1 protein-coding gene is annotated in these 2,520 nt (G+C 65.5%); it reads left to right on the top strand.

Annotated elements, in window-relative coordinates; all coding sequences use genetic code 11:
* Nucleotides 1-237: 237 nt before the first annotated feature.
* Nucleotides 238-2,520: beta strand repeat-containing protein (locus X946_RS29475; protein ID WP_442854585.1), on the top strand; the 2,283-nt coding region annotated here is incomplete at its 3' end.

Raw genomic sequence — 2,520 nt, 5'->3', positions numbered from 1 at the left:
CTTTCGACGTCGGCTTCGACCGGCCTCAGCTCGGCCAATAGCTCGATCGCTTCGCTCTCGACTTCGACGTCGACCGGCATCGGCTCGTTGTCGACTGGCCTTAGCAGCACGAACAGCTCGCTGACCTCGCTGTCGACTTCCGCCTCGTCGGGCATCAGCACCGCGCAAAGCGGCGTCAACTCGCTTTCCACCGGACTGTCGACCACCAACAGCAACGTCGCTTCGCTGTCCAGTGGTCTGAGCAGCACCAATAGCTCGCTGACCTCGCTGTCCACTTCCGCTTCGTCGGGTATCAGCTCGGCGAACAGCTCCGTCGCTTCGCTGTCGACCTCCACGTCGACCGGCTTGTCGACCACCAACAGCACTGTCACTTCGCTTTCGACGTCGACTTCGACCGGCCTCAGCTCCGCAAATAGCTCGACCGCTTCGCTGTCGACCTCCACGTCGACCGGCATCGGCTCGCTGTCCACCGGCCTCAGCACCACGAACAGCTCGCTGACCTCGCTGTCGACTTCCGCCTCGTCGGGCATCAGCTCGGCGAATAGCTCCGTCGCTTCGCTCTCGACCTCTGCGTCGACCGGCTTGTCGACCACCAACAGCAATGTCGCTTCGCTTTCGACGTCGGCTTCGACCGGCCTCAGCTCCGCGAATAGCTCGATCGCTTCGCTCTCGACTTCGACGTCGACCGGCATCGGCTCGTTGTCGACTGGCCTCAGCACCACCAATAGCTCGCTGACCTCGCTGTCGACTTCCGCCTCGTCGGGCATCAGTACCGCGCAAAGCGGCGTCAACTCGCTTTCCACCGGACTGTCGACCACCAACAGCAACGTCGCTTCGCTTTCGACCTCCGCCTCGACCGGCATCGGCTCGTTGTCGACTGGCCTGAGCACGACGAATAGCAACGTCGCTTCGCTGTCCAGTGGCCTCAGCAGCACCAACAGCTCACTGACCTCGCTGTCCACTTCCGCTTCGTCGGGTATCAGCTCGGCGAACAGCTCCGTCGCTTCACTGTCGACCTCCACGTCGACCGGCATCGGTTCGCTGTCGACGGGCCTGTCGACGGTCACGACCACGACCAACAATCTCGGCAACAGCACCGCGGCCGCGCTCGGCGGCGGCGCGACTTACAACTCGGCGACGGGCACGATCTCCGCGCCGTCGTACACGACGTACAACGCCAACGGCACGACCACGACGAACAACAGCGTCGGTTCGGCGATCGACAGCATCAACGCGAACGGCATCAAGTATTTTCACGCGAACTCGACGGGGCCGGACAGCGTCGCGACAGGCGCCGACGCCGTCGCGATCGGCACGGGCGCGACGGCCGCCACGGCGAACTCGGTCGCGCTCGGCGCGAATTCGGTGACGGCCGCGGCCACCCCCACCAGCAGCGCGACGGTCGGCTCGACCACGCTCGGCACGTTCGCCGGCAGCGCGCCGGTGGGCGTCGTGAGCGTCGGCGCACCGGGCGCGGAGCGCCAGATCACGAACGTCGCCGCCGGCCAGGTCACGGCGACCAGCACCGATGCGATCAACGGCAGCCAGCTCTACGCCGTCGCATCGAAACTCGATTCGGCTTCGAGCTCGATCGCGTCGCTGTCGACGGGGTTGTCGACGACCGACAGCAACGTCGCTTCGCTCTCGACTTCGACGTCGACGGGCCTGAGCTCGGCGAATAGCTCCATCGCTTCGCTGTCGACCTCCACGTCGACCGGTATCGGCTCGCTGTCCACCGGTCTGTCGACCACCGATAGCACCGTCGCGTCGCTCTCCACGTCGACGTCGACCGGCTTGAGCTCCGCGAATAGCTCGATCGCTTCGCTGTCGACCTCCACGTCGACCGGTATCGGCTCGCTGTCCACCGGTCTGTCGACCACCGATAGCACCGTCGCGTCGCTCTCCACGTCGACCTCGACGGGCTTGAGCTCCGCGAACAGCTCGATCGCCTCGCTGTCGACCTCCACGTCGACCGGCATCGGCTCGCTGTCGACTGGTCTCTCGACCACCGACAGCACGGTCGCTTCGCTCTCCACGTCGACGTCGACGGGCCTGAGCTCCGCGAATAGCTCGATCGCTTCACTGTCGACCTCCACCTCGACCGGTATCGGCTCGCTGTCCACCGGCCTCTCGACCACCGATAGCACCGTCACGTCGCTCTCCACGTCGACGTCGACCGGCTTGAGCTCCGCGAATAGCTCCATCGCTTCGCTGTCGACTGGCCTCTCGACCACCGACAGCACCGTCGCGTCGCTCTCGACTTCGACGTCGACGGGCCTGAGCTCCGCGAATAGCTCGATCGCCTCGCTCTCGACCTCCACGTCGACCGGCATCGGTTCGCTGTCGACTGGTCTCTCGACCACCGATAGCACCGTCGCATCGCTCTCCACGTCGACATCGACCGGCCTCAGCTCGGCCACCAGCTCGATCGCTTCGCTGTCGACCTCCACGTCGACCGGCATCGGCTCGTTGTCCACCGGCCTCTCGACCACCGACAGCACCGTCGCATCGCTCTCCACG

The sequence above is a fragment of the Burkholderia sp. ABCPW 111 genome (genome assembly GCF_000773065.1).
GTDB classification, from domain to species: domain Bacteria; phylum Pseudomonadota; class Gammaproteobacteria; order Burkholderiales; family Burkholderiaceae; genus Burkholderia; species Burkholderia savannae.
The sequence above is the reverse complement of the archived record's forward strand: the minus strand, read 5'-3'. Positions and strand labels throughout refer to the sequence as shown.